This window comes from Rhizobium sp. G187 (assembly GCF_051549525.1).
Classification (GTDB): domain Bacteria; phylum Pseudomonadota; class Alphaproteobacteria; order Rhizobiales; family Rhizobiaceae; genus Allorhizobium.
Window position 1 is genome coordinate 809,778 of record NZ_JBPUGM010000002.1, and the last position, 25,782, is coordinate 835,559.

The 25,782-nt window shown below is 61.7% G+C and carries 24 protein-coding genes; 9 read left to right on the forward strand and 15 right to left on the reverse strand.

Annotated features, from left to right (window positions below; genetic code table 11):
* Positions 1-101: 101 nt before the first annotated feature.
* The 4 genes from ACSV9I_RS08750 to ACSV9I_RS08765 form a co-directional block, all read right to left on the reverse strand.
* A complete protein-coding gene (locus ACSV9I_RS08750) occupies positions 102-1,469 on the reverse strand; it encodes a polysaccharide biosynthesis/export family protein (RefSeq protein ID WP_438328406.1) in 1,368 nt (455 codons plus the stop codon).
* Positions 1,466-2,488: a glycosyltransferase family 2 protein gene (locus tag ACSV9I_RS08755; RefSeq protein WP_438328408.1), complete on the reverse strand. Its 1,023-nt coding sequence runs from the start codon at positions 2,486-2,488 to the stop codon at positions 1,466-1,468. Before ACSV9I_RS08755 ends, ACSV9I_RS08750 begins: the two co-directional genes overlap by 4 nt.
* Positions 2,489-2,492: 4 nt before the next feature.
* Positions 2,493-4,211, reverse strand: a complete 1,719-nt coding sequence (locus ACSV9I_RS08760; protein ID WP_438328409.1) for a Wzz/FepE/Etk N-terminal domain-containing protein — start codon at positions 4,209-4,211, stop codon at positions 2,493-2,495.
* A gap of 86 nt (positions 4,212-4,297) precedes the next feature.
* Positions 4,298-5,011: a sugar transferase gene (locus ACSV9I_RS08765; RefSeq protein ID WP_054159795.1), complete on the reverse strand. Its 714-nt coding sequence runs from the start codon at positions 5,009-5,011 to the stop codon at positions 4,298-4,300.
* A 445-nt stretch (positions 5,012-5,456) separates the two neighbouring features.
* Here ACSV9I_RS08765 and ACSV9I_RS08770 point away from each other — a divergent pair, with 445 nt between their 5' ends.
* The 5 genes from ACSV9I_RS08770 to ACSV9I_RS08790 all read left to right on the forward strand — a co-directional run bounded on the left by ACSV9I_RS08770 (position 5,457) and on the right by ACSV9I_RS08790 (position 11,464).
* Positions 5,457-6,206: a Crp/Fnr family transcriptional regulator gene (locus ACSV9I_RS08770; protein ID WP_054159796.1), complete on the forward strand. Its 750-nt coding sequence runs from the start codon at positions 5,457-5,459 to the stop codon at positions 6,204-6,206.
* Between the two features lie 190 nt (positions 6,207-6,396).
* Positions 6,397-7,767 carry a glycosyltransferase family 4 protein gene (locus ACSV9I_RS08775; protein ID WP_438328410.1) on the forward strand — a complete coding sequence of 457 codons (1,371 nt, stop codon included), beginning with the start codon at positions 6,397-6,399 and terminating at the stop codon, positions 7,765-7,767.
* A gap of 22 nt (positions 7,768-7,789) precedes the next feature.
* Positions 7,790-9,010 carry a glycosyltransferase family 4 protein gene (locus ACSV9I_RS08780; RefSeq protein ID WP_438328411.1) on the forward strand — a complete coding sequence of 407 codons (1,221 nt, stop codon included), beginning with the start codon at positions 7,790-7,792 and terminating at the stop codon, positions 9,008-9,010.
* A gap of 115 nt (positions 9,011-9,125) precedes the next feature.
* Positions 9,126-10,622 (forward strand): lipopolysaccharide biosynthesis protein, encoded by a 1,497-nt coding sequence (locus ACSV9I_RS08785; RefSeq protein WP_438328412.1) that lies wholly within the window; start codon positions 9,126-9,128, stop codon positions 10,620-10,622.
* A complete protein-coding gene (locus ACSV9I_RS08790) occupies positions 10,619-11,464 on the forward strand; it encodes a glycoside hydrolase family 16 protein (protein ID WP_438328413.1) in 846 nt (281 codons plus the stop codon). Before ACSV9I_RS08785 ends, ACSV9I_RS08790 begins: the two co-directional genes overlap by 4 nt.
* A 134-nt stretch (positions 11,465-11,598) precedes the next feature.
* On the opposite strand, the gene galE is transcribed toward ACSV9I_RS08790, so the two are convergent.
* On the reverse strand, positions 11,599-12,585 hold the full coding sequence (gene galE / locus ACSV9I_RS08795) for a UDP-glucose 4-epimerase GalE (RefSeq protein WP_438328414.1): 987 nt from the start codon (positions 12,583-12,585) through the stop codon (positions 11,599-11,601).
* Positions 12,586-12,807: 222 nt separating this feature from the next.
* The gene (locus ACSV9I_RS08800) at positions 12,808-15,636 is read right to left on the reverse strand and encodes a DUF2339 domain-containing protein (protein WP_438328415.1); all 2,829 of its coding nucleotides are present in this window, start codon (positions 15,634-15,636) and stop codon (positions 12,808-12,810) included.
* Positions 15,637-15,851: 215 nt separating this feature from the next.
* Between ACSV9I_RS08800 and nadA the strand changes: the two genes are divergently transcribed.
* The 3 genes from nadA to nadC are packed head-to-tail and all read left to right on the forward strand — an operon-like array spanning position 15,852 to position 19,469.
* On the forward strand, positions 15,852-16,922 hold the full coding sequence (gene nadA / locus ACSV9I_RS08805) for a quinolinate synthase NadA (protein ID WP_438328416.1): 1,071 nt from the start codon (positions 15,852-15,854) through the stop codon (positions 16,920-16,922).
* A 38-nt stretch (positions 16,923-16,960) separates the two neighbouring features.
* On the forward strand, positions 16,961-18,553 hold the full coding sequence (locus tag ACSV9I_RS08810) for an L-aspartate oxidase (RefSeq protein WP_438328417.1): 1,593 nt from the start codon (positions 16,961-16,963) through the stop codon (positions 18,551-18,553).
* Positions 18,554-18,563: 10 nt separating this feature from the next.
* A complete protein-coding gene (nadC, locus tag ACSV9I_RS08815) occupies positions 18,564-19,469 on the forward strand; it encodes a carboxylating nicotinate-nucleotide diphosphorylase (protein WP_438328418.1) in 906 nt (301 codons plus the stop codon).
* 63 nt (positions 19,470-19,532) lie between these two features.
* Here nadC and ACSV9I_RS08820 read toward each other — a convergent pair whose 3' ends face one another.
* The 8 genes from ACSV9I_RS08820 to ACSV9I_RS08855 form a co-directional block, all read right to left on the reverse strand.
* Entirely contained in the window at positions 19,533-20,525 is a 993-nt protein-coding gene (locus ACSV9I_RS08820; RefSeq protein ID WP_438328419.1) for an NUDIX hydrolase, read from the reverse strand.
* A complete protein-coding gene (locus tag ACSV9I_RS08825) occupies positions 20,522-21,058 on the reverse strand; it encodes a tyrosine phosphatase family protein (RefSeq protein ID WP_438328420.1) in 537 nt (178 codons plus the stop codon). The genes ACSV9I_RS08820 and ACSV9I_RS08825 overlap by 4 nt, the downstream gene beginning before the upstream one ends.
* Positions 21,055-21,684 (reverse strand): YfbR-like 5'-deoxynucleotidase, encoded by a 630-nt coding sequence (locus ACSV9I_RS08830; RefSeq protein WP_438328421.1) that lies wholly within the window; start codon positions 21,682-21,684, stop codon positions 21,055-21,057. The genes ACSV9I_RS08825 and ACSV9I_RS08830 overlap by 4 nt, the downstream gene beginning before the upstream one ends.
* A 3-nt stretch (positions 21,685-21,687) precedes the next feature.
* Entirely contained in the window at positions 21,688-22,524 is an 837-nt protein-coding gene (ygfZ, locus tag ACSV9I_RS08835) for a CAF17-like 4Fe-4S cluster assembly/insertion protein YgfZ (protein ID WP_438328422.1), read from the reverse strand.
* Between the two features lie 89 nt (positions 22,525-22,613).
* Positions 22,614-23,357 (reverse strand): hypothetical protein, encoded by a 744-nt coding sequence (locus ACSV9I_RS08840; protein ID WP_438328423.1) that lies wholly within the window; start codon positions 23,355-23,357, stop codon positions 22,614-22,616.
* A gap of 18 nt (positions 23,358-23,375) precedes the next feature.
* Complete coding sequence (locus ACSV9I_RS08845) at positions 23,376-23,633, reverse strand: hypothetical protein (RefSeq protein WP_054159808.1); 258 nt, start codon at positions 23,631-23,633, stop codon at positions 23,376-23,378.
* A gap of 96 nt (positions 23,634-23,729) precedes the next feature.
* Entirely contained in the window at positions 23,730-24,173 is a 444-nt protein-coding gene (locus tag ACSV9I_RS08850) for a TIGR02301 family protein (RefSeq protein WP_438328424.1), read from the reverse strand.
* The gene (locus ACSV9I_RS08855) at positions 24,170-24,598 is read right to left on the reverse strand and encodes an NUDIX hydrolase (protein WP_082352626.1); all 429 of its coding nucleotides are present in this window, start codon (positions 24,596-24,598) and stop codon (positions 24,170-24,172) included. The genes ACSV9I_RS08850 and ACSV9I_RS08855 overlap by 4 nt, the downstream gene beginning before the upstream one ends.
* Positions 24,599-24,726: 128 nt before the next feature.
* Between ACSV9I_RS08855 and ACSV9I_RS08860 the strand changes: the two genes are divergently transcribed.
* On the forward strand, positions 24,727-25,488 hold the full coding sequence (locus tag ACSV9I_RS08860; protein WP_438328425.1) for an SOS response-associated peptidase: 762 nt from the start codon (positions 24,727-24,729) through the stop codon (positions 25,486-25,488).
* Between the two features lie 19 nt (positions 25,489-25,507).
* On the opposite strand, the gene ACSV9I_RS08865 is transcribed toward ACSV9I_RS08860, so the two are convergent.
* Positions 25,508-25,660 (reverse strand): hypothetical protein, encoded by a 153-nt coding sequence (locus ACSV9I_RS08865; protein WP_438328426.1) that lies wholly within the window; start codon positions 25,658-25,660, stop codon positions 25,508-25,510.
* Between the last annotated feature and the right edge of the window lie 122 nt (positions 25,661-25,782).

Genomic DNA, 25,782 nt, shown 5'->3' on the forward strand with positions numbered 1-25,782 from the left:
AAGAAGCGGCAGGGCAGCAGCCCCGCCCGCCTTTGGGCGAATGGGATCCTGTGCCTTCGACTGAAATACGCAGACGTCCAAAAGGCTCACATTCGCATCCTTTACGGTCCGACTTGCAGCGTGCCGGGGGGCAGTATGCCAGCAGCTGTTGTGTCCAGCGCGATCTTTGCGTTGTTGCCGGCTGGCATCAGGCTGGTTGACTTGCCAATGCCCTGGGCACCGGCCCGCGACGTGCTGATGCCGATCTCGACCAGATCATGCGGTACGAGCAAAGTCGCTTCGTCCCCTGGAATCACCGTTGTGCTGCCGTCGGCATTGCGGCGAATGATGCGGTAGGTTCTCTGTTCGCTCCTCGTTTCGTCCGCTGCCGCTTCCAGCTGCGCCAGCTGTTCGTTGTACCCGGCCTGTTGTCCAAGGAGTTGCGCCACCTGCATTTCGATCGAGGCCCGCGACAGGGCTGCGTCGATTGTGTTGAGTTCCTGCTGGTTTTCCGCATTGCGCTGATAGACCAGGTTCGCCTTCTCGCGATCGCTTTCGCTCACCGCCTGGCGGGCCCGGGTAAGCGCGATCTCGAGGTCGAGAAGATTGCTCTGCAGGGTCGCAAGGTCACGGTCGATGGCCAGCTGGCGGCTGTTCGTGATTGCGCCCTTGGTCACCAGGCTAGTGGCCGTCTCCAGTTCCTTTCTCGCACGGTCGATCTGCTGTTTCTGGGACTTGATCTTGGCATCCAGGGACTGGATCTCCTGACCATAAAGCGTCACCAGGTCGTCCGCTGCCGCGATCCGGCTAGACAGTTGGACCCGACGCAACTGCAGCAGGTTCAGTTCGTCTGCTTTCGCCGCTTCGATATTGGCCGTGCCGACGAGTTCCGCCGGGATGTCGAAATCGTCTCGGCCCTCGATTTCTGCGGTCAGGCGCGCACGGCGCAAGAGCAGTTCGCGCTGGCCGACAACGGCCGTGCGATAGGCGCCCGCTGCCTGGATCTGGTCCCGCAGCAGATAGGCATTGTCTCCGCGGGACCGCAGGAAGCCGCCGGCGACGCTCACCGCCTTCATCGTCGTCATGCCGGCCTGGAAAGGATAGCGCCCCGGGCTCTGGACAGACCCGACAACGAAGATCGGGGCATGTTCCTCGACTTCGATGGCAACGGAAGGCGGCGTTGGCAGACCGGCCCGCTCGGCGAGCGTCACGGCCAGGGTCTCAGCCAGTTCCTGGGTGGTCTTGCCGCTTGCTGGCACGGTGCCGATGACGGGGACCGCGATTTCGCCCGCTTCGTTGATCGTGTAGACGCCTTCCAAGGCTTCCCAGCTGGCATAGCGTCCATCTGCAGAGCGCCATTCGACCACGCGAAGCCGGATCTGGTCCTCAACGACGAGCCGTTGGCTTTCCGCCGCCGCAGGCGCGCTTGTAAAGAGGCTGGTGATGAGGGACAGGCCAAGGGCCAAACGTGAGATCCGATGAACCATCATGGTCGAGATCCTTGCGTTGCAGGTGAGGGGATTGGGCTTCGGGCACTCGGCTGCAGATCGATTTCAAGGATCCGTGCGGGATCGAGTCTGCGCCGAAGGAGATCACCCATCGCCATGAGATTGCCGAGGAAGCGGCCACGGCGATCCACTTCCGTTGTCTTGAAGAGCGTGCCGATGAAATTGGCCGTGATGTTGCGCCCGATCTGTCGGAAACCACGCAGTGGTGAAAGCGTGCCCTTGCGCATCATCCGCCAGGGATTGGCGACTTGCGAATAACCCAGCCGACGGCCCGGCTGGCGTCCGGAGCGAACCCCGAGATGCACACCAAGGGCACCGGGGACTTCGACGCAGCGGCCGTGACGGGCAAGTGCCCGGCTGAAATCAACGTCTTCGAGCCATCCATAGAGCGGCAGTGATTCGTCGAACCGGATGCCGTGATCGCGCGCGGTCGCAAGCTTGACCGCCATGTTGCAACCGTAAGCGTTGTAGATGTCGCGAACAGTGCCCGAAGCCGCCTGCGGTTCGCTGGTGTCGAGCTGAGAGACGGCCTCTGCAAGGCCGATCGCCGAACCGAGGATGCCGTCGGCAATCACGCGACCTGTGGCAATCGCGATGTCCGGATCCGCAGCAAAGGCCTGCTGCATGTGAGCGGCGAACTGCGGATGAGGCACAAAATCATCGTCAAAGAACAGCACGAGATCTGCCTTGTCGGCGCAGGCCGAGAGGATCGCGTTGCGCTGGCGTGTCAGCCCGCTGGGGCCTGTCAGCAATTGCACCCGATCGCATGCGGCAAGCCCTGCTGCATGGTCAGGCGCGGGAACGCAGACAATAAGCGGTATGTCCGGCATGGCAGGGGATAGCAGATAGGCGACGGTTGCCGCGAGCGTCTCCGCCCGGCCAGCCGAGGCAATACCGATCGCCAGGCGCGGAAGGGTGGCTTGCCCTTCCGTGCATTGCGGTCGTTCCTTGCTCTGCTCTACGTGCGCAAGTCGGCCGAGTTGCGATGGATACTGCGCCATCCTCTCAGTCCTGCCGACTCTTGTTGATGATGGCGCCCGCGACGTCTGCGCCAACCAGCCGCAGGTCGCCAGTCGCCTTCGCCAGCGCATCCAGCGTGGTCTGCCCCTCGATCGCCACCAGAAGGACTGTGTCCAGTTCCGGTGAAAGCGCGTTGGCATCGGGTGCTTCCTCGACCGCGGCGATGTCGAAGATGATTGTATCGTAGTCTGCCTTCATCGTTGCAAGGGTCAGCTTCGTCGTCCGCGAACCCAGCCGAACCGCGGGCGATACGCCGTCTCTCTGCCCGCAAGGCAGGAAGTGAAGGTTCGGGTTCAGGTCCACCGTAAGGTCAGCAAGTGGCGCGGTGCTGGAGAGAGCCTTGATCAGCCCTTTTGATCCATCATGGTTGAGAAGACGGCTCAGCGATGCCTTGCCGCCAACGGTATCGACAAGCAGCGTCCGCGCGCCGGAGGCCGCCGACTGCAGCGCCATTTCTCGCGCGATCGTGGATGCCCCGCAGCCCGGGCCGATGCCGATAACACCGATCGCCGTCTTGCGCTTTCGGCGCAGGTTGAGCAGCAGCGGCGTCAACACCTCCAGCTCCTGCATGCGCCGCAGCACCACCTTGTCCGATGGCGGAACTTCGGGGTCCCCTCCGGTCTGGCAAGGCGCGAGGCTGCGGATTGGCAGCCGACGGATGCGGGCAAGAACAGACACGCCGGCCACGTCTGCAATCGGCGAGCGCCGGGTGATCCGCCGGTCGGCAGCATGCGCCAGCATGGCGATCATCAAGCCGAGACCGAGGCCAACGAGCAGGCTGAAAGCCAGGAGCAGGGTAGAACGCGGGCTTGCTTTTGAGAGCGGTGGCGTTGCCGGGGAGACGATCGTCGCATCGGAGACGGGCGAAGAGACGCGTTGCTTGGCTTCCGTAAAGGCAGTCAGCGTGCTTTCGAACAGGTTGCGCCGCGCCTGAGCCTGACTTTCGAGTTCGGCGAGGCGATATTGGTCTTTCGGATTGGCACGGAACGCGGCGAGGTCGTTTGCCGCCTTTGTCAGGCCGCCCTGCTGCTCATCCACCAGCCGTTCCAGCCAGTTGCTGTATTGCTGTGCCGACTGCGATTTCATTTCGAGGTTTTTGGCGATGTAGGCCCGCGCGAGCATGTCCGCGATCTCGGCGGATCGCTCCCGGCTGTTTGCCGAGGCCGAGATTTCGACAACCATCGAACGGCCAATCCGCCTGGCCCATGTGACATTGCGCAGTTTCGCGACGACGAGGTCCAGCATCGCTTCCTGGTCTGTGCCGGCGGACGCGCCATCTGGCTGCCCGGAAGGGGACACAAGATTGAGCAGTGCTGACTTGATCTGGTCGCGCAGGGAGGTCGTGTTCGTGAATTGCGGATCACTGGTCAGGTTGAGGTTGATCGCTGCGCTGCGCAGCACGTCGCTGGCGCGGGCAATCTCGATCTCACCCTCAATGAACGTGTCTTCAGCCAGCGCCCGGGCCGCATCTCCGCTATTGATTTGCGGCGAGACGAGCAGCTGGGTCGATGCCACATAGGACGGTTCAGCCATGAGGAGATAGATGAGGGTCAGGCCGACCGTCACAAGCGGGACGCTGGCGATGATCCGAAACCGACGGCGGACAAAGAACGTGACGTCGGCGAGCGAAAACGGCTCTTCCTTTTCCGATTGCGGAAACATCGAAAGTGCAGGCACTCGCTGGAAACTCTGATTGGTCGACACACTCTTCCCCAATACTTGAAACTTCTTCCGGCATCTTGAGAACCCTTTGGGTGCACAGGTGACAAAGTGCCGGCATATGCTTGGCGTCAGTAGGCGCCTTCGCGTGAGAACAGGACAGGTACGGTTTTTGCCATGATCCAGAGATCCCAGGAGAGCGACCACCGCGTGACATACTCCACGTCAAGCGCCACACGGTGTTCGAAACAGGTGTTGCTCCTGCCGCTCGTCTGCCAGTGCCCGGTCAGGCCAGGCCGCGCGGCGGTGTAGAGATCGACATGGTCGCCATAGCGAATCAGTTCTTCGCGGGTGACGGGGCGCGGTCCCACGATACTCATGTGACCGGCAAGTACATTGAGAAGTTGTGGAAGTTCATCCAGGCTGGACTTGCGCAGCACTTCCCCGACAACCGTGATCCGCGGATCGTTTCGCAGCTTGCGCGTCTCTTCCCACTCGGCACGAGCCTCGGGATTGTCCTTCAGAAGGGCCGCAAGCTGTGCCGCAGCATCCGTCCGCATGGTTCGGAACTTCAGACAGCCAAAATCCCGGCCACGCCAGCCCACTCGACGGTGCGAATAGAACACCGTGCCGCCATCGGAGGCTTTGATCAGCAGGGCGACCAGCAGTGCCATGGGAAGCAGAGCGATGATCGCAATCAAGGAAATAGTGATGTCTAGCACACGCTTGACAATATTGCTTCTCAATGGAAGGCGATACACGCCTAGATGGCGGATATCAGCGTCTTCGGGTTTCAAGCTGATCCAAGAGTCGGTACCATCCAGACCCTGAAATTCGGTCGTCATCTACATCTCCGGGGCGCGTCGCACTTCGCCTTTGCGCTCGACCCTCAGATTGTTGCGTCGCAATGTTGCTGTCTGTGACCCCGGTTACAAACATTAATAATTTATTCATGATACTGATCTCTCCATTGCGAAATTCTAATCAGACCAATTTTGGAGGTATCTCATCGCGTTCATGCAACTTTCTCGACTCAATTTTCAAAACTCTATAAGCATAGTTTAGATCCATAATATTGACGTCTCGAATGTTGTCTCTAGGCGTTAAGGCAATCAAAAATGCTTATCGAATGCGCATATGCATTCGAATTGTGCTTTCGAATGATCTGAAATACCCTCAGTTTTTACTGGGAAATTTGGATCAAATTTGACTGCGATCAGATCAGAATTCCTCTTGGCAGACCAGAAATTGTGCAGTGCGTCATATTTGAGTGCGTAGGGAGTTGATGCAATGAATGGAGCAGTGACGAGCCCGCTTGCGGGCGAGAAGATACGCGCTTTGCGAGCGGGCAAGGTCTCGTCTCCGTTCATTTGCGGAGGCGACGATGGGTTGCTTGCTAACTGGGCTCAGCATTTCCCGCAGTATCGCTATACTATTCGTAACTTCCGGCGTGGCGATGTTATTGCTGGCGCCGGCGTAAGTGGCGACATGTTCGCACGGATACAGCGTGGACTGGTCGGAGCCAACGCCCTGTTGTCCGACGGCCGGGAGTTCATTGTCGAGATCATGCCGAAGGGCAGTGTTGTCGGCGAAATCGAGGTGCTGCGCCGGCAGCCGATGAACCTGGAATACAAGGCTGTTTCCGATTGCGAACTGCATTTCTATGACGGTCGGCTGCTCCGCGAAATGTGCGCGAAGGATCCGAATTTCCAGTTCCAGTTGTTGTCGCGCGCCCTGGCCAGGATCACGGAACTCGAACTGCGGATCATCGCAAATGCCGGCGGCAGTTTGATCTCCCGGCTGGCCCAGACCCTGCTTCGGCTTTCGGCGGTCTACGGCATTGACGGCACGGATGGCGATGAGGTGACGATCTCCCAGCATGAATTGGCGGCCACGCTCCCGGCATCGCGGGAGAAGGTGAACCAGTGTCTGCGCCGTTTGCGTGAAAGCAAGGTGATCGACGGGACGCATGGAACGATCCGCATCCTCAATCGGCCGGCATTGGAAAACCACGCGCGCAGCGGTGGCGCCTTGGCCTGACTCGCTGGACACCTGAATTGACTGGCGCGTCGGCAACGCGCGTTGGTCCAATCAGGTGGGACTGGCGAGACTTCTTGCGGTTTGGGCAGCGGGTGTCGCCAGAGTCCCGACGATATGTTTGCTGCTGGTTCTGTCTCCGACCCGCAGCGTGAAAGACGAGCTGGAGCCGCGGGGTGTGTGGATGGATAGCATGAACATGGCGCATTGGGGGGCATCACTGCGATCCCCGAACACGTCATTGGCGGCGGGGGCACAAGAGGCCAGGGCACCGACGACCGGGCTTTCTACCATTGATCGGGTGGTCGTGATCGACGACTATTCTGTTGCAAGAGGCGGCGCGACAGCCCTCGCAGTTCGGGCGGCGCAATTGCTCGCCGATGCGGGCCTTCGGGTCACCTATATCTGCGGTGACAAGGGCGATGAGGGAGCTCTTGCGGCCAGTGGCATCGAGCTCGTGGCGCTCGGTGGTGCCGACCTCCTCAACGCCGATCGCGTGAAAGCTGTGCTGAACGGAGTGCACAATCGCCCGGCCGCTGCCGCAATCTCTGCCTGGATCGCCAAAAATGACAGTCCAGCCACGCTTTATCATGTACACGGATGGTCGAAGATCCTGTCGCCTTCGGTGTTTGAGGCCCTGTCTCCGGTCGCCAGTCGGTGCCTGGTCCATGCCCATGACTTCTTCTCGGCCTGTCCGAACGGCGCATTTTACGATTACACCCGGCAGGAAACCTGCACGCGCACGCCACTCGGGTTTGATTGCCTGAAGACGGCCTGTGACAAGCGCAGCTATACCCACAAGATCTGGCGGTCGGTGCGCGGCGCCAATCTCTTCCTTCAGCTGCGCCGCCGCCAGGCGTTCGGCCGGCTGGTGATGCTGCATGACAAGATGACCGCCTATTTCGAGCGTTCCGGCTATGATGCCGATCGGCTTGTGACGATCCGCAATCCGGCGGCTCCTTATACGCGCGAGCGGGTGCGCGCCGAAGATAACAGCGAATTCTTCTTCATCGGGCGGCTCGATCCTGAAAAAGGTGTCGCGGACGCGGTCGCTGCCGCTGGCCGAGCGGGGGTTCGGCTCTGCATCATCGGCGATGGCCCTTTGCGGGCGGAGCTTGAAAAGGCGGGTGATCACGTCCGTTTCCTCGGCTGGCGTTCCCATGCCGAGATCGCCGACGCCATCAAGTCGGCGCGGGCGGTCATCATGCCGTCGCGCTACCCGGAGCCGTTCGGCCTCGTGGCTGTCGAGGCGGCTGCGAGCGGTGTCCCCGTGATCCTGCCGGCCAGCGCTTTCCTGGCCGAAGAAATGACCGAGCTTGGCTTCGCTTTGTCCTTCGATGGCGCGAACCAGCAGAGCATGGTCAGCGCCTTGCAGGCACTCGACCGCATGCCCTCTGAGGATGTGAGAGTGATGAGCGAGCAGGCTTTTGCCTCCGCCCCCTCACTGTTCAACCGGCCGGAGGATTGGCGGGATGCGCTGGTCGCGGCCTATGCCGCGATGCTGAGCCCCGCTGCCGCGCAGGTCGTGCGGTCCACGGATTTCACCGAACAATCGCCGATCTGACGAAAGGGCTGGCTTCAAGACCATGGATACACTGACAAGCCTCGCAGCCCTGCCACGGCATGCACCGAAACTCCCGGACGCTCCCGTCGTCGGGGGAACACCAAAAAAGCCTCTGCGCGTCGCAATCGTGCATTATTGGCTGGTCTCCATGCGCGGCGGCGAGAAGGTGATCGAGGAACTTTGCCAGCTGTTTCCGCAAGCCGACATCTTTACGCTGGTTTGTGATGAAAGCAGGCTGAGTGCGCGCCTGCGTCAGCACCGCATCACGACATCCTTCCTGCAGAAAATCCCGGGTGCCCGCCGCCACTACACCAAGATGCTGCCGCTCATGCCATTCGCGCTCGAGCATTTCGACCTGCAGGACTATGATCTGGTCATTTCCAGCGAATCTGGTCCCGCCAAGGCGATCGTGACGCGGCCGGATGCCTTGCATGTCTGCTACTGCCATTCGCCGATGCGTTACATCTGGGACCAGTTCCACCTGTATCGGAAGGGCTTGCCCTGGATCGGCCGTGTGATGATGTCGCTGACAGCGCCCATCCTGCGCGTCTGGGACGTAACGACGGCAGCACGGGTCGATACTTTTGTCGCTAATTCTGCCTATATCGGCAGCCGCATCCGGCGCTTCTACAATCGGGATGCGACAGTGATCCACCCGCCGGTGGCCGTCGATGATTTCAAGCTCGGCACCGGCCAGGGCGAGTTCTACCTCTATGCCGGCCAGTTGACCGGCTATAAGCGCGCCGATCTCGCGGTGCGCGCCTGCACCGAAAGCGGGCGGCGACTGGTGGTGATCGGCGAGGGGGAACAAACGGCGCATCTGCGCGCAATTGCTGGTCCCTCCGTGACCTTTCTCGGCCATCAGCCATTCCCTGTTCTGGCGGAGCATCTGTCGCGCTGCCGGGCGCTGCTGTTTCCCGGAACGGAGGATTTCGGCATTCTGCCGGTCGAGGCCATGGCAAGCGGCAGGCCTGTGATTGCCTTTGATGCCGGCGGTGCGCGCGAAACCGTCTCGTCCCCGGATGTCGGTCTGCGCTTTGCGGAGCAAACCGTGGAGGGAATGCTAGAGGCGATCAATGCCTTTGAGGCGCGTGAGAGTGAATTCGACCCGGCGGTGATCCGTCGCCACGCCGAGCGCTTTTCATCGGAGGTCTTTCGCTCCCGTTTCCGGACGCTGGTTGAGGACTTGCTGACCAGCCGCGCGATGCCCGGTGTCGACACCCAGGCAGGGAGTTCGGCGTGACGCATCCGGGGTCTGGCCTTTTCCGAGCCTGGTTGACGGCGGGAGCCAGGGGTGAACGTGAGGCAGAGTGCCCTGCGCGCATCCCCTTGTCGACCAATGTGCGGGAGTGGGCGATATGACCGGTATCAGTCATCGGATCGCCAATGCCAGCCTCTGGAGTGTGGCTGGCAAACTTGTCGCCCGCCTGATCGACTTTGCCAGCCTCCTGTGTCTCGCACGCCTTCTGACGCCGGAGGATTTCGGTCTGGTCGCAATCGCCGTCTCGATCCTCGTGATTGTCGAGACGGTGCTCGAATTGCCGCTGACCCAAGCCTTGTTGCGCCACGAGGAACTGACGAACGACCTGATCGATACCGCCTTCACCCTCAGCCTGATCCGGGGTGGTGTCATGGCGCTGCTGCTGGTTGCGCTCGCCTGGCCAGTCGGCCACTTTTATGACGATCCGCGCCTGGTGCCGCTGATGGCTGTGCTGGCGGTGGCACCTGCGATGCGCAGCATCGTCAGTCCACGGCTGGTAATCTTCATGCGCGACTTTGATTTCAAGCGCGAATTCGTCATGGATCTCGCGGTCAAATTCGCCTCGCTCATTGCTGCCGTCGGGGTCGCCTTTGCAACCGGCAGCTATTGGGGACTGGCGATCGGCGCAATCACCGGGCCGATCCTGGGCGGCATTCTGTCCTATGTTTTCGCCCCGATGCGGCCGCGTCTGACCCTGTGCGAGTGGCACGCCTTTCGAGACATCATCGGCTGGAACAGCGTGGCGCAGGTGCTGATGTCGTTCAACTGGCAGCTCGATCGGCTGCTCTTGCCGCGTTTTGCCAGCCTCTCGGCCCTCGGTGCCTTCAGCGTATCGGATAGCATCGCCGGCATCCCGCATCAGGTCTTTGTCGGGCCGCTGCTGCGACCACTGATTGCCGGTTTCACCCATGTCTCCGATGCCAGCAAACGGATCGAGGCCTATCTCAAGGCAACCCATGCCATCGTGCTGACGGCGGCACCCGTTTTGATCATTCTGACGGTGCTTGCCGAGCCGGTGCTACGGCTCGCTGTCGGAGACAAGTGGGTTTTTGCCGCACCGATCTTCCAGGGGCTGTGCATCGTCAGCATCATCACGCTGCCATCGGCAATCATGCCGCCGCTCGCCATGGTTCGTGACAGAACGAGCCTCGTCGCCTTACGTATGGCGATCGAGTTTGCCGTCCGCATCCCCGTTACCATTGCCGCCGTGATCCAGTTTGGCCTTGCTGGCGCGATCGGTGCTCGTCTCGTCGGCGTGCTCGTCGCCTATCTCACCTGCATTCTCATCGTCCGGCATCTGATCGGCCTGTCGCTGCGCCGGCAGGTTGCCGTTTTCGCCAAGGCGCTGCTGCCAGCACTCCCCATGGCGCTCGCCCTCTGGTGGATCGAGCCGAACCTTGCGGCTCTCCCGGCAGGTATCTTGCTGTTTGTTGCGCTCTCTGCCGCGAGTGCGGGCGCCATGGCACTATTCTGGCTGTGCGCGCTCCTCTTGTGGATCCTGACGGACCGGCCGGCTGGATTGGAAAAGATTGTCATCGAGAAACTGCGCGCTGGTCGGCAGCGGTTTTCCGTCGCGTTGGAGCAAGGCCCATGAGGACCACATCGAAATGGAAGCTGCGGGCCGCTGCGGTCAGCATCGTGATCTTGGGAGCACTGGCTGCCTTGGTCCCGTATACGGGCAGCCTGGCCGAGGATGCGCCCTTAAACCTTGACGATTTCGACCTGACCTTCGAGGAGAATTTCGATACATTGAGCGTCTCACCATGGGGGGAGCGATCGACGCGCTGGATTGCCCATACGCCGTGGAATGGGGATTTCGGCGCGGCCCGTTTCAGCGATCCGCTCGACGGTTTTCCCTTCACCACCAAGGACGGCATCCTGCGCATCGAAGCGCGCAAGGGCGACGATGGAAACTGGCGCGCCGGACTTCTCTCCTCGACCAATCCGCGCGGCGAGGGCTTCTCGCAGAAATTCGGCTATTTCGAAGCGCGAATGAAGCTGCCGCCAGGCAAGGGCGTCTGGCCTGCCTTCTGGCTCATCGGCCTTGACCGCTCCGGCTTTACCGCCGAAATCGACGTGTTGGAATATTACGGGCGGGCACCCTACGAATTCTCCAGCGGCTACCACATTTGGCGCGAAAGCCATGGCGGCAAGAACCAGAACGATGGCTTCTGGACGGCAGTGCCCGAGGGCAGCCTGAGCAGCGATTTTCACACTTGGGGCGTGGAGATCAAAGCGGATCGCACGACGATCTACTTTGATCGCAAGCCGGTCTGGGGCTTCGACACCCCGCCGGAGTTTCATATGCCCTTCTTCCCGCTGGTCAATCTGGCGCTGGGCGCCGGCTGGCCGATCGATGAGACGCCAAACCCGTCCTATCTCTATGTCGACTACATCCACGTCTACCAGCGCAAGGCTGCAAGCCCCACCGAATGACAGGATGCGGTGCGCTGAGCCGAAGGCAATTTCACTACGCCTAGGAAGTGGCCTGGCGTTGGGAATGGGTTAAAAAAGACAGCTAGGGCACTGAGGGCGCTTCATATTCGCCGGCTGTGCTCCAAGCCCTGATTTTAGGCAATATGATTGCTTCTGGCATGCCAGTCCCAGGCGGAACGGATGATGTCGGACAGCCCGAAGCGGGGTTCCCAGCCCAGAACTTCACGAGCCTTGGCGTTGTTGGCGACCAGCGAGGTGGAATCCCCTTCGCGCCTTGGGCCATATTCCACCGGGAAGGGGCGGCCCGAGACTTCGGAAATTGCGCCCAGTAGCTCCTTGACCGTCGTGCCATGGCCGGTGCCGAGATTGATCTCAACGGTCTCGCCACCGCCGAGGAGATAATCAACCGCCCGTACATGTGCATCTGCCAGATCCAGCACATGGATATAGTCGCGCACGCAGGTGCCATCGCGTGTGTCATAGTCGGTACCGAAAACCTTGAAGCCCTCGCGCCGACCAAGGGCCGCCTCGATCGCCAAGGGGATCGCATGGGTTTCCGGCGTATGCCATTCGCCGATCCGGCCCTCGAAATCGGCGCCGGCGGCGTTGAAATAGCGCAACATCACCGAACGCAAGTTCTTATAGGTGCCGAAGTCCTTCAGCGCCTGCTCAATAATGTATTTCGTCCGTCCGTAGGGATTGATCGGCGCTTGCGGGTGGCTTTCGTCCATCGGCACTGTCTCCGGCAGGCCGTAGGTCGCGCAGGTCGACGAAAAGACGAAGGCCTCGACTCCGGCCTCCATGGCAACGGACAGCAGCGTCAGAGCGCCGATCACGTTGTTATCGTAGAAGGCGACGGGGTCCTTGACCGACTGCCCGACTTCAATCAGCGCGGCGAAATGCAGGACCGCATCCGGTTGGTGCGTTGCAAAGACGTCCGCCAGCCGGGCACGGTCGCGGATGTCTCCCTGTTCCAACGGCCCCCATTTGACGAATTCCGCATGGCCGTTCGACAGGTTGTCGTAAACCACCGGCTGATAGCCGCGTTCGGCGAGAAGCAGGCAGGTATGCGAGCCGATATAGCCGGCTCCGCCAACGACGAGGATCTTCTTGAGCGACATGGAGTACCACACTTGAGATTTGGGGAGGACTTCAAAGGCGGGGGCGGAATGGGTCTAAAGAATGAATGGCGGACAATCCCGTCAGGGACGCCCTGGCAACAGGGCATATGCCACGCATTTTTACGGAGGAATGTCCGCCCGTCCAGTGCGCTGCACAAGAATTGACGGGCGGCATGCTGGGTTCAACGGACCAATTTGGGGCTGTCCCGTCGATCCCGTCGTCTACCCCTCCAGAACCTCTCCCGGCGCATCTCCGCCATCGTCAGGCGTTGAGGATTTGCGCGCCAGAATGCGTTGGTAGAAAAGTCCGATGCCGATCAGCACAAAGCCGAGGCCGATGAAGGAGAGGGCTCTGAGCACGCCTTCGAGGTGGCTCATGTCGACAAGGAAGGCCTTGGCGACGGAGAGCATGACGATGACGGCCGAAGTAATGCGCAGGCTTCTTGCATCGAAGCGCGAGCCAAGCACCAGAAGGCCAACGCCAATCACAAGCCAGGCCACTGAATAGCTGTAGGTTTCCGCCTGTTCGAAGCCCTTCCAGTAGGCGATGTATTCGCCCTGCCAGAAGCGCCGAACGCTGAGCGTCACCCAGGAAAAGCCGAGGATCGCGCCGGAGAGTGCGAGCATGGTGACGTAAGGCAGCGGGCGCTTGCCGCGGGCATAAACGGCAAGGCCTGCATAGCTCAGGCCCGGGATCAGATAGCCGATCAGGAGGAGGTTGACCAACGGCCAGTCCCCGGTGCTTTCGCCGCTGAAATACGGATTGAGGGCGCCGAGATGCAGGCTGAGGATCTGCAGTATCGACAGCGCGCCCGCGATCATCGAGCCGTAACGGAAAACATGGCTCGGCGATTTCCGGTCGAGCGTCATCAGGATGCCGGACATGCCTATGACAAGCAGCGTGTAGATCGACTGCTCGCCAAGCGTCGGCGTGCTGGAATCAAGCACGCCACCATTCATGGCGTGGCGGACCAGAATGGCGATGGTGAGCAGGCTCATCAGTGCGGCAATACCCTGCAGCGCGTTGCGAACCCGCTCGCCGGGCCAGTTGCGCAGCTCATAGGCGGCGCTAATGGCCAGCAGTGCCGGAATGCCATAACCGGGCAGCAGCTGGTTGAAGAACGGCGTGCGGCTCAGCGCATCCGGCCCGACCAGTGTCGGATCGGAACCGATCCGGAGCATGACGCCGGCCAGCGCTGCGACCATCATCCAGGGCAGGCTCGCCCAGCTGCGCAGCCGGGTTGCCACGAGGAAGCCGAAACCGAGGACGGCAAGGGCAAGCGTCGTGACCAGCCCATCCGTCATGACGTGCAGGGCCAAGGCAAAGGCCGCAAAGCCACCCGACACGAGAATGTCGCGCGCCGGTCCGTCAATCATGCCGAACCGCCCGCGATGCAGGAGCTCCGCCGCGACGATCAGGGCGGCACCCACCCCGACCGCATAAAGGCCATGGGTCAGATCGAAGGCGTAGATCCCGTAGAACAGAAAACTGATCGTTGCGAGAAGGATCGGCATGGCAGCTGCAAGGCTGGCCCAGACGGTGGCCATTACGGGCGCTTGGCGACCGGAGCGTGCCAGGAAGGCCACACCGAGCATCAGGAAAATCGCACCGAGCCCGAGCAGAACCAGGACCAGCGGACCGTCGAAGTCGGTCAGGACCGCGCTGGAGCCTTGGGCATCGATCAGGTCGTTGACGAGTTGCGTCACCATCGAACCGTCGAACAATGCGCCAATCACCGCGCCAAAACCGGCAAGCATGGAGGGCCAGATGGCACCCTTGTTCTGGCTGCCGGCGGCCGCAAGCGTGGCAATCAATGTGGCGAAGACATAGGAGGGAAAGAGGTCCGTATCCCCATCAAGACCAAGCATGGCGAGCGCCGGCAAAAGAATTGCGATCGCCATCGAAATGTCGAGCCAGATGGGCCCTCGGCCCAGCTGCCGGGAGACGCTATCAACGATCACGGCCTGATCCGTTGCGCCATCATCCTCCCGGATACGGCCGGGCCAGACCAGCGCCCACGAGGCGATCATTGCGATCAGCGCCAGCGCGACCGGCGTGAGCTCGGTATAGTCCGAAAAGGCGAGGTAGGCGATCACCCAGAAGCCGAGTGCCAGATGGGCAAGTCCGGGCACCAGATGCCAACCCCTGATGCGGGATGCGGCCGAGGTGGCGACCTGGACGACGGCCAGGAAGCCGAACAGCGTCCAAGGGCGTGGACCCGTGCTGGCGATCAGCGCCGGAGTGATCATCGATCCGGCGAGACCGAGGCCTGCAAGAGCCTGTCCGTGGAGGAGCGATAGACCGAGAACGGCAAAGGCCGTGAGCGCCAGCAGGAGGAAGGCCGGCGTCGGGCCGATGAATTCGTAAATGCCATGGGCCGCATAGATGGATCCGAAGATCGAGACGGCACCAGCGGCCGTCAGGATGCCGGGGATCATGGCGTTTTCATAGAGCGCTGCAGCCTTCGGCAGCGCCTTGCGCCGGATCAGCTCTGCGCCGCCGATCAGGAGTAGACCGAAAAGGGCTGCGAGCGATAGCCGGACACCGGGGCCAAGAAGGCCGCTTTCGATCGAGTAACGCACGAGGAAAATGCCGCCAAGCGCCAGCGCCAGCCCGCCGGCCCAGACCGCCCAGCGTGCGCCGAGCAGATTTTCCAGGCTGTCCTCCGAGGCCGACGCAGTGCGCGGAGCCGTGAGAGGAACAGGTTCGGTCGAGAGCGTGATGGCGGGTTCCGCCGCCTCACTGACGCCATCGGCCGTGGTTTCCGCGCGTGCGGCGATGACGGGAGGTTCGAGGTCTGCCTCTTCCGTTACAGCCTCCGAGATCTCAGGGGCCATCGGTCTGTCAGGTTCTGCCAACATATGTTGCGCAGCGTCATCCGAAGCTACTTCAGTCGAGATGGTCGAGGGTGCTTTGTCCGTCTGATCAAGCTTGAGCAGACGCTCGCGCAAGGTTCCGACCTCTTGTTCGAGAGATGAAACGCGTTTTCCTGTTCCCCTGATAATGGAAACGAGAATAACGAACTGGATAATCATCAGGGTCAGAAGCATGGACGTCTCGCAATTGTGCCTTAATCCCAGTCTTAGCGCCTTTCTGTGTGGAAGAAAGCGCGGAGTGTCACGCAACGGCAGGAACGACTGAAGTCTTCACGCCGGGCCTTGCAAACCGTCATGAAACTTTCTAAATCCATGCCACCGGCAACCGCCGGTTTTCTTAGCGTTCAGTTATGCTCAATGTGAGTATAATTCGGGAGGAGTAGGCCGCCATGGAAACCGCAACCGTCTTCAACGGGGTCTCGAAACCCATTTCCGCAGCCGCGCGTCACGGCATCCTCGAGAGGCCGGAGCTGAGCTACACGCCCGCTGTCGCCAAGGAAACCGAGCATCTCTACGAGCGCGTGCGCGACTTCATACCGGCGATCGAATGGCCGGTCTTTGCCCCCTATATCCATGCGATCAACCGGCTGAAAAAGGAACGCGGTGCGGTCATCCTTGCCCATAATTATCAGACGCCGGAGATCTTTCATTGCGTCGCTGACATCAAGGGCGATTCGCTGCAGCTTGCCCGTGATGCCACCCGGGTCGATGCCGAGATCATCATTCAATGCGGTGTGCATTTCATGGCCGAGACGTCAAAGCTGCTCAACCCGCAAAAGACGGTTCTGATCCCCGATGGCCGCGCCGGCTGTTCCCTGTCGGAATCGATCACCGGCGCCGATGTGCGCCTGTTGAGAGAGCGCTATCCCGGCGTGCCTGTGGTCACCTATGTGAACACCTCGGCCGACGTGAAGGCCGAGACCGATATCTGCTGCACCTCTGCCAATGCCGTGGATGTGGTCAACAGCTTCGACAGCGACACCGTGCTCTGCATCCCCGACGAATATCTGGCCATGAACGTTGCCAACCAGACGACGAAAAAGATCCTCACCTGGAAGGGCCACTGCGAAGTGCATGAGCGCTTCACGGCAGACGAATTGCTGGAATACAAGCGCGCCGATCCGCGCATCGAGATCGTCGCCCATCCCGAATGCCATCCAAGTGTGCTGGCGGTGTCCGATTATGCCGGCTCGACCAAGGGCATGATCGACTACGTCAAGACGAAGCGGCCGCAGCGTGTTCTGCTGGTCACCGAATGCTCCATGGCCTCGAACATCCAGGTCGAAGTCCCCGAGGTCGACTTCGTCAAACCCTGCAATCTCTGTCCGCACATGAAGCGGATCACGCTGCCGAAGATCCTCGACAGCCTGCTCTTCATGACCGAGGAAGTGACCGTCGATCCCGCCATTGCCGACCGCGCGCGACTGGCAGTGGAACGGATGATCAACCTGAAGAATTGAGCGGTGATACCGCGCATAAGGACCTCGGGGGAGGAAAAATGGCTATCAATCTGGAGGCGATGCGGCCGCAATCCTGGCAGGGCATCGATGATATCGTCATTGTCGGTGGCGGGTTGGCGGGGCTGTTTTGCGCGCTGAAGCTTGCGCCACGGCCTGTGACCGTGCTGGCAGCAGCCCCGATCGGGCAGGGGGCGTCCTCTGCCTGGGCGCAAGGCGGCATTGCGGCTGCGATGAGCCCGGGCGATAGCTTCGACAAGCATCTGGCCGACACGGTTGCAGCCGGTGCCGGTCTGGTCGAGGAGAAGGTCGCCCGGCTGATGATATCAGAGGGGCCGGATCGTATTCACGATTTGCTCGCCTATGGCGTGCCCTTTGACCGTGATCTCGAAGGCCATTTGCTTTTGTCGCGCGAGGCAGCCCATTCCGAGCGCCGCATCGTCCGGGTTGCGGGTGACAAGGCCGGCGGCGCGATCATGGAAGCGCTGGTCGCAGCCGTCCGCCGCACGCCCTCGATCCGTGTCATGGAAGGCTATGTGGTCGAGGAGCTGATTGCCGAGGGGCGCTTCGTCTCCGGAGTTATTGCTCGTCCCGATGCGGGGCAGTCGAAGAAGCGTGTCGCCTTTCCGGCCCGCGCCGTTGTCTTGTGCTCCGGTGGTATCGGCCATCTCTATCAGGTGACGACCAATCCGGCCGAGGCTCGGGGCACCGGTCTTGGCATGGCCGCCCGCGCAGGGGCCGTGATTGCGGATCCCGAATTCGTCCAGTACCATCCGACCGCCATCGATGTCGGACAGGATCCGGCGCCTCTAGCCACGGAAGCCTTGCGCGGCGATGGCGCAACCCTGGTCAACCGTGCCGGCCATCGCTTCATGCTCGACCTGCATCCGGACGCCGAACTTGCGCCGCGCGATATCGTGGCACGCGGCGTCTTTGCCGAAGTGGTCGCCGGGCGGGGTGCCTTTCTCGACTGCACGAAAGCCATCGGTCGGGACTTCGCCACCCATTTTTCGACGGTTTACGCCTCCTGCATGGCGGCCGGCATCGATCCGGTCACGCAGGGCATCCCGGTCGTACCGGCAGTGCACTATCACATGGGCGGCGTCGCGGTGGATGCCGATGGGCGAACCTCGCTCGATGGCCTCTGGGCCGCCGGCGAAGTGACCTCCAGCGGCGTCCATGGCGCCAACCGGCTGGCCTCGAATTCGCTTCTGGAGGCGGTCGTCTTTGCCGGGCGCATTGCCGACAGCATCAAGGGCATGCTGCCGGAATCGACGCTCTACGAATGGCCGACCTCGGCCGGCGAGAACGACGATCTGGTGACGGTCGAAGACAGCGCTGAACTCAAGCGACTGCGTCAGCTGATGAGCGCCCATGCCGGCGTGATCCGCGACGAGGAGGGGCTGAAGGTCCTGATCCGGGAACTGGCAGCGCTGGACCGCGCCCGGTCACGTGTGCGCTTCTCCAACATCTGCGCGGCCGCCAAGCTGATCGCGGTCGGCGCCTTGCTGCGCACCGAAAGCCGTGGTGCCCATATGCGCGCCGACCATCCATTGCCGGTCGAGAGCCAGCGTCACCGCACCTATCTGACCCTGAAGACCGCTGACCGGATCATTGCCGACATTGCCGGCTGAGAGGACTGTCATGACCACTTCCCTGTTGCCGCAATTGTCGCCCTTGATGGTCGAGGATCTCGTCCGCATGGCCTTGACCGAAGATCTCGGTCGGGCTGGGGATATCACCACCTATGCAACGATCGGGCCGGAAAAACAGGCGACGGCCGCAATGAACAGCCGCGAGAGCGGGGTTGTGGCTGGGCTCCCCCTGGCCGAGGCCGCCTTCCGGCTGATCGATCCGGCAGTCCGCTTCGAGCGGCTGACAACAGATGGCGACCGGGTCTCACCCGGTCAGGCGCTTGCCCGTGTCACAGGGCCAGCGCGGGCGGTGCTTTCGGCCGAACGGGTGGCACTGAACTTCCTCATGCACCTGTCGGGCGTCGCAAGCTACACGGCGCGCTTCGCCGAGGCGATCGCGGGAACGTCGGCAAAAGTGACCTGCACACGCAAGACCCTGCCGGGCCTGAGGGCCGTCGAGAAATATGCCGTCCGGCTCGGTGGCGGGTCGAACCATCGCTTCGGTCTCGATGATGCGATCCTGATCAAGGACAACCATATCGCGGTTGCCGGCGGTGTCGCGCAAGCGATCCAGGCGGCCCGTGCCTATGCCGGGCACCTCGTCAAGCTGGAGGTCGAGGTTGATGGCCTTGATCAGATGCGCGAGGCGCTCTCGGTCAGGCCTGACGTGATCCTGCTCGACAATATGGGGCCGGATCTCTTGCGCGAGGCGGTCGCGATCAATCGTCTGCATCACGGTCTCGGCGCGGAAGACTATGCAACGACGCCATCCCGCGTGGTCCTGGAGGCCTCCGGAAATGTCCGTCTTGACACGATCCGCGCCATTGCCGAGACCGGCGTCGACTACATCTCCACCTCGAAGATCACCATGGCGGCGCCAACGCTCGATATCGGCCTCGACATCGCGGTTCACTGATTGAAGCCGTATGTCCCCGTGCGGCATGATTGCGCAAGCCGCGATGCGCTGGGAGCTGTAAGGTCAACCGCCGGGTTGGCCTGTTGACCGGCCGCCGAGCCGAAGGCCCGGTGCCGGTCGCTCTTCGAGGATCTGGCGCCGGAAGCGGAAAAGGGCTGCCGGCCGTCCGCCGGTTGCAGCCTTGCTGTGCCCGGTCGGTTCGACGAGTTCAGCCCCCTCGACCAGGCGTCGAAAATTCTGCTTGTGAACATGCCTGCCGGCAATCGCTTCGACCGTCACCTGCAGTTCGGTGAGCGTAAATTCGGGCGCCATCAGCTCGAAGATGACAGGCCGATACTTGATCTTGCTGCGCAATCTCGCCAGCGCCGTCGCCGCGATCCGCCGGTGATCGTGCCGCATCGGGCGTCCGAGCGCATGCGCAACAGATCGTTCGGCCACACGACCGTCCAGCACCGCCTCATCGAGCAGGCCGGCCTCATAGAGCAGTTCATAGCGCTCCAGCACGCGTTCTTCGTCAAACGGGAAGTCATCCTGGCCAAAGGCAAGCTTGAGCCGCGACGGGCGCGACGGGACTGGGGCCGAGCCCATACTGCCACTGGGCTCTGCTGCCCAAGCCCGAAGGGCCGGCAGGATGACCCGGTCGATCACCGCTGGCCGCCCGTTTCGCCAGTCCTCCCAGGGCAGGAAACTGTACCAGTCCCGCCAGACGGCCCCGGCCGCCTCAAGGCGCGCCGTCTTGGCGGCATCCGTTCGCGTCAGAGCCAGATAGCCGACGGATACGACATGCGGCCCGAGATCACCCGGCATCTTGTGGCGTCCGCGATCACCGAAGGTGTAGAGCTGTTCGATATAGCCCAGTTCAAGCGCCGTCTGCGCCTCGACGGTGCCGCGCAGCGATCGCTCCATCGTGCTGTGGCGCACGGGATCGAAAGGTCCGAAGGGCAGGGCGTCAAGGGTATGCTGCGTGTCGGCGACGACGAGGAGCTGGGGACCTTGATCGATCATCGCGACGATCGCCGCATTAAGGCCGATCTCGATCCCGGCAGGTGTCGTCATTGTCCGGCCTGTCCCATGTCGGGCAGGGCAAGCGCAAAGGGCGCATTGCCGTCCGTATCCGCCCCGCGCCCGATCGCCTTCACGGCCTTGATCAGCTGCCCCTCGCGGCCGAGCATGCCATCGGCAATCTCGATCAGGCGGCTGTTCGGGGTGGCGAAGGGTGAGGCCTCTCGCAGTCTTAGTGCCAAGGCTTCGTCATCATCGTCAGGGGCAACCGCAAGGCTGACGATCATCGCGGCCGCCGGCGAACGGGAAACGCCCATCCAGCAATGCACGACAAGTGGCGCCGTCTGGTCCCAGCTCCGTGCAAACGCGATGATCTCGGCGACATGCGCTTCTTGCGGGGCAATCAGGTCGCCGGTGCCGGCAAAGGTGATGTCGTTCATCCCGAGCTTCAGGTGTCGCGACGCCTGGATCACCGCTGGCCGGTGAAAATCCTGGTTGGCGGCCAGCAGGCTGATCATCTCGCGCGCCTTGTGGCGCACCGCCATTTCGGCAATCCGGGCGAGTGGCGACACAACAATCAGGCTCATGCCCGAGCTCTGTTTGACGATTGGCGCTCGGCTTCGATCGCCTCAAACCGCTCGATGAATTTCGCCTGCGCCTGAAAGGTCGGCAGTGGCTCGATCAGGATCGTGTCGCGCTCAAATCCCTTCGGCTGGCCAAAGAACTTGCGCGCCTCCACTTCCGAAAATCCGGCAAGGACGGTGGCCTCGAAATAGGCGGAGATCATGTCGGCCTTCTTGATCAGACCCTTCAGGGCGGCCGTTGGATGGGCGGGAAGGCCAAAGCGCAGATGGATGGCCGCTTCCAGACGTTTCTCAACCACCTTGTATCCACCGCCGACCACGGCCTTGAACGGCGAAATCATGTCGCCAATCACATATTCCGGGGCGTCATGCAAAAGCGCCAACATGAGGTCGTTGGAGCTTGCCTTCGGATTTGAACGACGAAACACATCCTCGACAATCAGGCTGTGCTGCGCCACCGAAAAGGCGTGCTCACCGAATGTCTGGCCATTCCAGCGCGCCACACGCGCCAGGCCATGGGCGATATCGGTGATTTCCACATCAAGCGGCGAAGGATCAAGCAGGTCGAGACGGCGGCCGGACAGCATGCGCTGCCAGGCACGGTTGGACGAAACAGTCGACGAGGCCATGGGTCAGCCTTCCTCGGATGCAACGGGAAAGTCGAGGCCGCTCCACTGGGGAAGCGTCAGGGTCACCGGCACCGAGCCAGCCAAGATTGTCTGCCCTTGCGCCATGGCCTCGCCGGCCTTGTCGATACGAAGGATGGCGAGCCCCTTGTTCTCGTAAACCGAACCGAGCGTGCCAATGGATTTTTGTCCGACGGTCATCTCCACGCTGCCGGATGGCAGAGCAGTGTCACTAGTGACAATCACCAGGCGGCGACGCGCCGTCGAGCGATGCTGCATGCGCGACACCACTTCCTGGCCGACATAGCATCCCTTGCGGAAGGAAACGCCACCGATTTTGTCGAACAGGACGTCGTGCGGAAACGCATCCTGAAGGGCGAAGTCCGAGCCCGATTCCGGGATGCCGCAGGCAATTCGGAGCGCATCAAAGGCAGCCTGATCCTCGACAGGATCGGTGGGGCCCATGTTTCGGTGGACGCTGACGCCCGCGACTGCAAATCGATGATCGACGATACCGGCCGTGGTTGCTTCACCGAAGTGGACGGTCGTGCCCTTTGCCTCCAGGATCTCGATCGTGACGGCCGCGCGCAGCTTGTACATGGTCAAGCGGCGGACAAGCGCGTCTGCCTGATCTATCGTCGTTTCGAGAATGAGATGATCCTCGCCACGCCAGACGAGGAAATCGAAGAGGATCTTGCCCTGAGGCGTCAGCAGTGCGCCAGGCCAGGCTTCGCCAGCGGGCACCTGACCGAGATCGGTGGTGATCAGGTTCTGCAGGAAATGCTCTGCATCCGGACCGCCGATCCGAAGGAAGGTCCGGTCTGGCAGGAAGGCTGAAGGCATTGCGAGTCACCAAATGATTGCTGTTGCCGGACAGTTAGGCGCTCGCAGTCTACCCGACAAGCCCGCCCTTCAACAGCCCACAGTTGGGATCAGTCGCCGACGGTGAAGAATTTCCAGCGGCCATCGGGCGTGATGCCGAGGCGGAAGAAGTTGTAATTGCCGTATTCCTGCATTTCGGCGACGTCGCCGGCGGTCACGATCCGCAACAGCTCCACTTTTTCGGCAGGCGTCAGCAGTCCGATGGCCTTGCCGGCGAAATAGGGCCAGACATAGGCCTCGTCCGGTGTGCCCTTGTCCTGAACGACATAGCCGGTCGAGAGGATGTCGAGCATGATCGCCAGAACCTCAAGCCCGTCTGCGTCTCCCGACATGCTCTTGAGAGTCTGAAGGATGTCCTGGTCTGGATTCAGAGCCGAAAGCTGCGTCTGCTCCGGGCCGGGGTTCAGCAGCGGCTTCAAACGCGCGATATCGCCGGTGAGCGCCGCTTCCATGATCAGGCGGCGCATCCGGCGCACAGGCTCAGGCGCTTTTTCGAGATCATAGAAGACTTCTGCAGGCGGCTCGGCGGCCAGATCATCTGCCGCCTCCGCCTCGTCGTCGCGGATGAGTGGGTCGGGATCTGGAATGACCGGGATAGTGTCTTCCACGACCGGAGGATCGATGGGCTCCACCGTATCGTCCGATGTCGCAGGTGATGTGTCCGGTTCGCTCGGCGTGATGTCGCGTATGTCCGAAAGCGCGAGCGCGGGGCTCGAGAAATACGGAAGAGGGGCGGCCGAAAGCCCAACTGCGGCAGCCAGGCAAATGAGCCGGACCCGCGATAACATCGTCATGTCAGTCCTCGATGAAGGTTACTGCAGTTGCCGCTCGGGCGAAAACTCTCCCGCCAGGAGCCTCGACTTCAGTGCGTCGAGAATGGCTTCGGCGCCATGCTCACCGTGAATGCGGATGGTTTCGCGCATGGCGAGCGCAAAGGCAGCATCGGCGATGATCTCCGGCTCGATGCCGTCTGCCATGCCGTCTGCCCAGGCCTCGTTCTGATATTCCAGCGCCGCCTGCATTTTTTCATGCACGATCATATCGTCGATTTCGTTTCGGCGCGGATCCATGGGCATTCCTCGAAGCACTCTTACTCAGTCGTTAATGACCCTATCAGGGTTTTGCCAAAACGACACGGGGCAAGATCGGAAGAGGTGAATTATTCGTTAATTTCCGTAGCGTGCGGTAATTTCCGCCGCCAGTGTTGCGCCTTCGTTACGGTAATTCTCCTCTGCACGAACTGCGGCGGCTGTGCAAGTCGTGTAAACCGATGCGAATGACCGATAACCGCGATTGTAAGCGGCGGTCAGCCGTGCCCGGCGCTTCGGCTCGGCCTTGGTCTCGTTTTCCATCAGATCCGATAGTGACTGGCGCCATTCCGGCTCGGCTGCAGAATTGCACAGATTGCGCAGGTAGTGCACGGCACCGACCACCTCGGACAAACGGGTGAGGCGATCGTCGTAAGGGGCAGCCTTCTCGGAGCCCGCAGCTTCGCTGCCGCCGGCCTGCGGCACGGCCTCGGTCTGCGCCATGGCTGGAGAAACGAGGGCGACGCCCAGCGCCAGTGCAGCGATCGCAAGGGTTTTGGCTCTGTTGAGGTGCTGGCTCATGCGATGACCTCAAGACTGTTTGGCGCCAGCCGCAGAAGGCAGGCCCGAACGCTGTCCGGGATCGGCATGGCGAGAGCCTCTTCCGGAAGATACCACCCCGCTTCGAGCGCGTCGCTATCCGCGCAGGCCAGCGAATCGGCGGCGGCGTCAACGAGGAAGACGGACAGGATATAGTGGCTGCCGGCAAGGCCGGGTTCCGGCAGAAGCTCGACGGTCTCGAACAGGCGGGGATTGGAGCCGGCGATCCCGGTCTCCTCCAGCAGTTCACGAAGCGCAGTGTCGGCTGCGGTCTCGCCTGCCTCGGCCCGTCCGCCGGGAAAGGCGAAGAGGTCTGCGGCGGGCGGATTGGCGCGGCGCACGAGCAGATAGCGTCCGTCGCGATGGACGATGGCGGATGAGGCGAGTCGCGGTTCAGTCATGGGCATGCAGGTCGGATGTCCTTTCCCGTCGCCGAAGAAGGCGACATGCGGTGCGATTATCACGTCTAACTTCCGACACTGCAAGTTTCACCCATGGCTTGACCTGTTCTGGCCCGGCTGCCATGCATTTCCCTATGTGTGGACGTTTCGCTTTGACCGCGAGCCCGGAAGAAGTTCGCGAATTGCTGGGTCTCCTCGAACTGGATGGCTTTCCGGCGCGCTACAATATTGCGCCGACGCAGCCCATCCTGGTTGCCATTGCCACGCCGCCCTCCGCACCTGGATCGAACCGGCCCGACCGTAAGGCCTTGCTTGTGCGCTGGGGTCTCATTCCCTCCTGGGTCAAGGATCCGAAGGAATTCACGCTGCTCGTCAACGCGCGATCCGAAACCGCTGCCGAGAAGGCATCCTTTCGCGGCGCGATGCGCCATCATCGCATTCTGGTGCCGGCCTCCGGCTTTTACGAATGGCACCGACCCTCCAAGGAAAGCGGCGAAAAGTCTCAGGCCTACTGGATCCGTCCGAAGGCAGGCGGCATTGTCTGCTTCGCGGGTCTGATGGAAAGCTATCTGTCGAAGGACGGCTCGGAAATCGACACCGGCTGCATTCTGACAGTCTCAGCGAATGAGACCGTCGGCGCCGTGCATGACCGCATGCCAGTTGTCATCGCTCCGGAAGATTTTACCCGCTGGCTGGACTGCCGCGCAGGCGAACCTCGCGATGTCGCGGATCTGCTGCGTCCGGCTCAGGAAGACCTATTCGAGATGATTCCCGTCTCCGACCTCGTCAACAAGGTCGCCAATGTCGGGCCGGAGCTGCAGACACCTGTCATTCCGTCACGCCAGCTCAAGTCGCCCGGAAAGCCAACGGGCGACGGGCAGATGAGCCTGTTTTGAGCTCTTTGCGGCCAGGACTTCAGGCGATCTTGGCTGCTGGCTTGCGCTTCAGCATCAAGGCGGCCGCAACGACGGCCTTGAGCCCGATCGGGCGGTAGTGCGCGGCCAGGGTCTGAACTGCCGGCTGCTGCTGCTGTTGTGGCTGCTGCTCGGTCTTGATCTCGGTCGTCATCGTCATGTCCCTCGGAAGTGTCCTGACCCGTTTTATCGTTGGCGGCTCTCTCTGCGGAGATCATGACAAAAGCGTGGCGGAAACTTTTGATCAAATCAAATTAGAAGAAAATACTAACATAA